This window comes from Pseudoalteromonas sp. S558 (assembly GCF_005886635.1).
Classification (GTDB): domain Bacteria; phylum Pseudomonadota; class Gammaproteobacteria; order Enterobacterales; family Alteromonadaceae; genus Pseudoalteromonas; species Pseudoalteromonas aliena.
On the sequence record NZ_PNDU01000317.1, the window covers coordinates 1 to 6664 of the forward strand.

At 39.4% G+C, this 6664-nt stretch carries 4 protein-coding genes; all 4 read left to right on the plus strand.

All coding sequences use genetic code 11. The features are described 5' to 3' along the window. Window positions 1–258 precede the first annotated feature (258 nt). Complete coding sequence (gene flgJ / locus CWB66_RS18285) at window positions 259–1254, plus strand: flagellar assembly peptidoglycan hydrolase FlgJ (RefSeq protein WP_138586489.1); 996 nt, start codon at window positions 259–261, stop codon at window positions 1252–1254. Between the two features lies 1 nt (window position 1255). Then, window positions 1256–3265, plus strand: coding sequence for a flagellar hook-associated protein FlgK (flgK, locus tag CWB66_RS18290; RefSeq protein WP_138586490.1), 2010 nt, complete (start codon window positions 1256–1258; stop codon window positions 3263–3265). Between the two features lie 2 nt (window positions 3266–3267). Continuing rightward, window positions 3268–4527 carry a flagellar hook-associated protein FlgL gene (flgL, locus tag CWB66_RS18295; RefSeq protein ID WP_138586491.1) on the plus strand — a complete coding sequence of 420 codons (1260 nt, stop codon included), beginning with the start codon at window positions 3268–3270 and terminating at the stop codon, window positions 4525–4527. 274 nt (window positions 4528–4801) lie between these two features. After that, complete coding sequence (locus tag CWB66_RS18300; protein ID WP_138586492.1) at window positions 4802–6250, plus strand: flagellin; 1449 nt, start codon at window positions 4802–4804, stop codon at window positions 6248–6250. Window positions 6251–6664: the final 414 nt, after the last annotated feature.

Genomic DNA, 6664 nt, shown 5'->3' on the forward strand with positions numbered 1-6664 from the left:
CGCCCTTTGGGTTCTTTCTAGGGACGATTAACTCTTTGTTGCTCGGTTTTTACTTAGCCCACTAGGTTACAAACCTCACGCCGCGATTAAATCGCCCCTAGATTGAACAAATTTTAATCCTGAAAGGTCAACAGGCCCTAGAAAACTATTTTTTAGGACTTAACTTGTACATTTCCCACCAACATAGTTTCATCACATATTAAGTGGTTCAATTTTTGCATTCTAATTCGTATTATTCATTATTGTGTCAAAAAGCTGATGGAAACAAATCACCTCGATAAGCAAAACTTTTTTGATTTAGGTAACTTAGATTCTCTGCGTCGAGAAGCCTTAACGAGCGGTGATGCATCAACGGATGCTTCTAAAGCTGCGCTTAAAAAAGCGGCGGCACAATTTGAAGCTATTTTTACGCAAATGCTACTCAAAAGTATGCGCAAAGCAAATGAAGCATTTGAAGATAAAGAAAGTCCTTTTAATTCAAGTGGTGTTAAGTTTTTTGAAGAAATGCACGATCAGCAATTATCTACGGAGCTCTCATCTAATGGTTCATTGGGGTTGGCTGACTTAATTGTTCAACAGTTATCTCCTGACGGTAAGAGCTTTATGCCGGGGTCTGTACTTAGAACCACTAACGATATTTTTAGTGATAAACGGGCTGGTTCGACACTTCCTCATGAGCAAACAGCACAAGAAGCAACGTCTGCTCTTAATAACAATAAAGCAGAGGCTGAAAAATCAACAGTAACCACGGCTACGTTTGAAACCGCTGAAGAGTTTGTCAGTTCGGTTTGGGAACATGCTAAAACAGCCGCACAAAAAATTGACTTGAATCCTGCTGTTATGGTTGCACAAGCTGCACTTGAAACGGGTTGGGGTAAACACATCATTAATAAAAGTGACGGTAATAGTTCATTCAACTTATTTAATATTAAGTCAGATAAAAGTTGGGAAGGCGAAAAAGCAAGCAAAGTAACACTCGAATTTGAGCAGGGCACGGCAGTAAAAAAACAAGCTAGCTTTAGAGCTTACGATTCAATAAAAGAAAGTGTTAATGATTTTGTTGATTTTTTAACACAAAACCCGCGTTACCAAGATGCACTACAAAATACTGCAAAACCGACTGAATTTTTAGATTCATTACAAAAAGCAGGTTATGCCACCGATCCAAATTATGCCAGCAAAATAAAAAAAGTGCTTAACAGTGATGAGCTAAAAGATATTGCGGCAAATGTAATCCGCCAAGGAGTAAAGTAACATGTCGTATGATTTATTTAATATTGCACGTTCAGGAGTCAGAGCTAATTCTGAATTGTTGCAAACGACAAGTAAAAACATTGCGAATGTGAATACTGAGGGCTACGTACGCGAGCGAACAGAATTTGCAACAACCTTTGATAATCAGGTGGGTAGGGATAAAACATATCGACTACTTAACGAATTTGCGCAAAAGCAATTAAATAGAGATACCTCTAATAAAACCTTTTTTGATCAATTTGTTGGTGAAGCGAACCGGATTGATACCTTGTTTTCGGAAGAGTCTAACAGCTTATCAACACGTATAAATTCCATGTTTAATAATGTGCAAGAGGCACTAAATCAGCCCTCGTCTTCGGTTGCTCGTTCATTAGTTATAAGCGACACAAAAAATTTACTCGATCAAATGAATAGACTTTCAGGAATTGTATCAGAGCAAAAAGAAGTGGTGAATGAGCAGTTAGAAATATTTGCCGGTGAAGCCAATACGTTAATCCAAAGCATTAATACCTTGAATCAAGAAATTGCAGGGGTTAGCGGCACAAGCCAAGAGGCTAATGCGAGCTCTGCTTACAATGAACGTGATAAAGCAATTCGCGATTTATCTAAACTAATTGATATTGAAACGCTCGATGGCCCTAATGGCGAAAAGCAAGTTTTTATGGGCACGGGTGAAGCCGTAGTTATGCAAAATGGTTCATTTAATTTATTTTCAATAAGCAGTGATCCTGACGCCGATTTTAAAGAACTTCGTCTAGAGGTAAACGGTGGTAAAGCTGTGCCAATAGAAGTTGATGCGAGCAAATTAAAGGGCAAAATAGGCGGTTTACTCGCTTTTAGAGACGATATTTTAGTGCCTACTCAAAATCAAATTGGACAAATGGGAATTGCTCTAGCTGATTCATTCAACCAGCAGAACCGCCTTGGTATGGATGCCGATGGAGAGCTTGGCGGCGATATATTTAATATACCTACGGTTAACGGTTACGCCTATAAAGCAAACACAGGTACCGCAGGAATAACCGCAACGGTTGAAGCTGGAAAAGGAAGCGAGCTTCCAGCTAGTGATTTTATTATTACTTTTACTACAAACCCTAATGAAGTCAGTATTCAGCCTATTGATAACAAAGGGGAGCCCTTAGGTAATCCCTCTCTTGCAACTGTGCCTGCAAGTGGAATTGTCGATTCAGCCGCTATAACAAGTGGCGAATCGTTTGGTTTACAAATGAATATAGCGGGCGCGGGTGTTGCGGGGGATCAATTTCAAGTGAAACTAAACTCTGGAGCCGCCGGTAATATTACACTGACCACTGAAAGAGGTGAAGATTTAGCATTAGCATCGCCTGTAAGAACCAAAAATAATATTGATAATACCGGGAGCGCGGCTATTTCGGCGGGCGACGTAAGCAGTGTTACATCCGGTGGATTTACCAACCTGCCTTTAGGGCTTACTAATGGTCCTATTACGCTAGTTAAAACAGCTAATACAAACGAGTATCAGGTAACCGATACGAGCGGTACGACCACATTCACTGTAACGCCACCGGCTAATAATATATTGGCGCAAGCTGGTGCACCTTATAGCACCTATGGTTTTGATTTTAATATAGATGGGGTTCCTGCAACGGGCGATACCTTTACATTAGAGTTTAACGAAGGGGGCTTTGACGATAACCGTAATGGTTTAAAACTTGCTGAACTTCAAAATGGCGAATTGGTTCGTCAAAATGTAGTCGCAAGTGCATCTGCTGATAACCACGGAACATTTAATCAAGCTTTTGCTGAGGTTGTTACAGATATTGGTGTGGTAACAGGTCAGGCGAAAACAAATGGGGCCGCGTTTAATGCGCTTGCCAAGCAATCTGAATCTTGGTACGAGTCGCTATCAGGTGTAAACCTTGATGAAGAGGCGGCAAATTTACTGCGTTTTCAACAATCTTATGCCGCCTCAGCACAAGTTTTAGCGGCAGCCCGTTCTATTTTTGAAACTTTACTTAGTGCCGCGAGGTAATTATGCGCTTATCAAATAACTTAATGTATCAAAACAGTATTAATAACATACTTAAAAATCAACAAGGTGTGGCAAGCGCTCAAGAGCGTGTAACTACCGGAGAAAAGTATTTAACAACTTCAGAAGCGCCAGCTGCAGTATCGCAAGGTATGCTGTACACCAATAAAATAGAAACAAATGAACAGTACACTAAAAATATTAATCAGCTCAAAGGTCGATTAGAGACTGAGCATAGTATTTTAAAAGGCATGAATGAAAATATTTTAGCTACGCAAGAATTAACCATTCGGGCGGGTAATGGTTCGCTTAGTAAAAGTGATTTGGCAGGAATTGCAGGTGAGCTACAAGAGTTACAAAAGTCATTGGTTAACTTAATGAACACCCAGTCAGAAGGTGGTAAATATATTTTCTCTGGGTATCAAGACAATATCCAAACTTATACTTTTAATAACGTCACTAAAAAATATGAGTATCAAGGCGATCAGGGCCAACATGAAGTCACTATTGCTAAAGGTGTTGAAATTAAATCCAGCGATAATGGATTTAACGCGTTTGAAAAAGTTGATGCCCGATTAGATGTAACCTCAAACAGAGGCACAGCTACAGGTACAATCACATCGGGCACTGTTTACGTTAGTAACCAAGGTGAGTTTGATAAGTTCCATAGCAATAATTACAACACCGACCCAGATCCTTTGGTTTCAGCAACTGTAAATACATATAACGTTAATGTATTACCAGGTGCAACAGCATCTTCCCCTGATACATACGAAATACTACGTGATGGTGTGCCACTTGTTCCTCCTGTTACAGGTGAGGTAACCGATGAGCCAATTGAATTTGCTGGGATGGAAATTAAACTCGAAGGCGAAGCACCAGGGCAGTTAGATTTTAGTCTTGAGAAACCGCATAAAGAAAATGTACTTAATACTCTGCAAGGGCTTATAACAAGTTTAAAAGATGAAACGCTAGAAGGTGAAGACTTACAACAAGCGTTAGCTAGTGGCTTAATACAGCTAAAAAATGCAAGTGAGCAAGTTGTATTTACGCAATCTAGTCTGGGTGGACGAATGAATGTAGTTGATAAAGTAACTGATTCTAATAGTGCTGTAGATATAAATAACAAAGCGAGCAAATCAAGTTTAGTTGAAGTTGATATGGCAGAGGCTATTAGTGAATTAACTAAACAAGAAACTGGATTACAAGCGTCGCAAGCCACGTTTGGCCGTTTGGCTAAACTAACATTATTTGATTATATATAAACCAAACTTGTTCACGTTATTGCCCTTCATCAGTAAGGGTAATAACTTGCCCTTATAAAGCGGCAAAAAATTGTCACCCCTTTCTTCCTCTTTTATAAAATCAATCTAATAATTAACTAACCCCCATTTTATTTTGTTTTTAATGTTTAAAAACAATGGCTTAATGTTTATATTTGAGTTGGCACAACAAATGCATTTACTTGAGCATAGAAAAGTGTGGATTCTGCTAAAGAAAATTGAACCACATTCTTAATTAAAACTAGGAGATGGTAAAATGGCTTTAAGCGTAAATACAAATGTTGCATCACTTAATGGGCAACGAAACCTATCTAAATCTAGTATGGCACTAGAAACATCAATGCAGAGATTATCATCAGGCTTGCGAATCAATAGCGCTAAAGATGATGCGGCAGGTCTGCAAATTGCCAATCGCTTAACTTCACAAGTTAATGGCTTAACGGTTGCACAACGAAATGCAAATGATGGTATTTCAATGGCACAAACCGCAGAAGGTGCAATGCAAGAATCGGCAAACATACTACAGCGTATGCGTGACTTATCACTGCAATCAGCGAATGGCTCTAATAGTGCGGTTGACCGTGCTTCACTGCAAAAAGAAGTCAGTGCACTTCAACAAGAATTAACCCGTATTTCAGATACCACTAAATTTGGTGGCACCAATTTATTAGATGGCACATTCGGTACAAAGCAATTTCAGGTTGGTGCTAATGCGAATGAAACAATTAATGTAAGCTTACGTAACGTAGCCGCAGATTCAATTGGCGCACATGAAATTAAAGGGCCTGCGACTGCCACTGCAGCAAATACTGCCTTGGGTGATGTACAAACTGTAAACTTAGCCACTAACCATGGCACCAGTGCTGATACGGTTAATATTAATGGTACAGATATTGTTGTTGCTGCTGGCTCTGGTGCGGCTGCTATCGCAGATACAATTAATAAGTCAGGCGCCGGTGTGGTAGCAGAGGCAAAAATTGTCACGACTTTCTCAAATATTACATCAGACAGCAAAGGCGTGATTGAAATTAAGAAAAATGGCGTGGTTGAGAAGTCATTTGACTTAGGTAATTATGGTGGTGAAAAAGAGCGCTTGACTACCGATATGCAACAAGCTGGTTATGATGCTATTTATGATCCAGCAACTGAAGTAATTTCTTTTAAAGCAACTGACGTTGATGGTATTGATATTACAGGCGCAGAGGTAGGTGATTTTACTTTAGGTGGAACGGCAGTCACAAGTACTGCTAACTCATTTAGCGTTTCTGCAGAGTTGAACTTATCATCGGCAAATAAAATAGGTATTTCAGGGACCACCGCGAATGAATTGTTTGGCACAGGGGCTGCTGCAATACAATCATCAGGCGGCTCTAGTTCATTAACAAGTATTGAAAGTGTTGATATTTCAGGTTCAACTTCAGAAGGCGCACAAGAAGCTATCAAAGCAATTGATGCAGCATTAGCGCAAATTGATGCCCAACGTGCCGACTTAGGTGCGGTGCAAAACCGCTTTGGTTTTACTATTGCCAATCTTGCTAACGTATCTGAAAACGTATCGGCTTCGCGTAGTCGTATTCAAGACACCGATTACGCGCTTGAAACAGCGACATTGACTAAAAATCAAATAATGCAACAAGCAGGTACAACCATCCTGTCGCAAGCAAATCAGTTGCCACAGGCAGCATTAAGCTTACTAGGTGGTTAAGTCACTGCCCTATAATAAGCATGAGTCATTTAGCGCACCTACTTAGGTGCGTTTTTTGTAATTTTAAAAAACACCCTCAAAAAGCATTAAATTTAATAATCATAACCGCAATTAAATGTCAGTACTCTTACCATTCAATTAAATTACGCTATACACCTTTTTAATATACTTTAATAATTATTAAGTGCTAAAAAGCAAAATAAATTAAAATTGACTCCGCAAGTCACCAAGAGATATACACTTATATTTATCTAAATGGTGGCTTTGCGGAAATGCTTTAGCGCTTGTAAGGTGTTTGCTGTTAATTAGATGCTGTTAATTAGATGCTGTTAATTAGATGCTGGTATCTGCTGGTTTTAATCGCGTTGTTTTTGTGGCGTAAATAGATGTGGGATTAGGCCACTCACCAGCCAT

What these genes read in the sequence shown, in the direction of transcription:
- flgJ (WP_138586489.1), top strand. Translation starts at nt 259, where the DNA reads ATGGAAACAAATCACCTCGATAAGCAAAACTTTTTTGATTTAGGTAAC.
- flgK (WP_138586490.1), top strand. Translation starts at nt 1,256, where the DNA reads ATGTCGTATGATTTATTTAATATTGCACGTTCAGGAGTCAGAGCTAAT.
- flgL (WP_138586491.1), top strand. Translation starts at nt 3,268, where the DNA reads ATGCGCTTATCAAATAACTTAATGTATCAAAACAGTATTAATAACATA.
- CWB66_RS18300 (WP_138586492.1), top strand. Translation starts at nt 4,802, where the DNA reads ATGGCTTTAAGCGTAAATACAAATGTTGCATCACTTAATGGGCAACGA.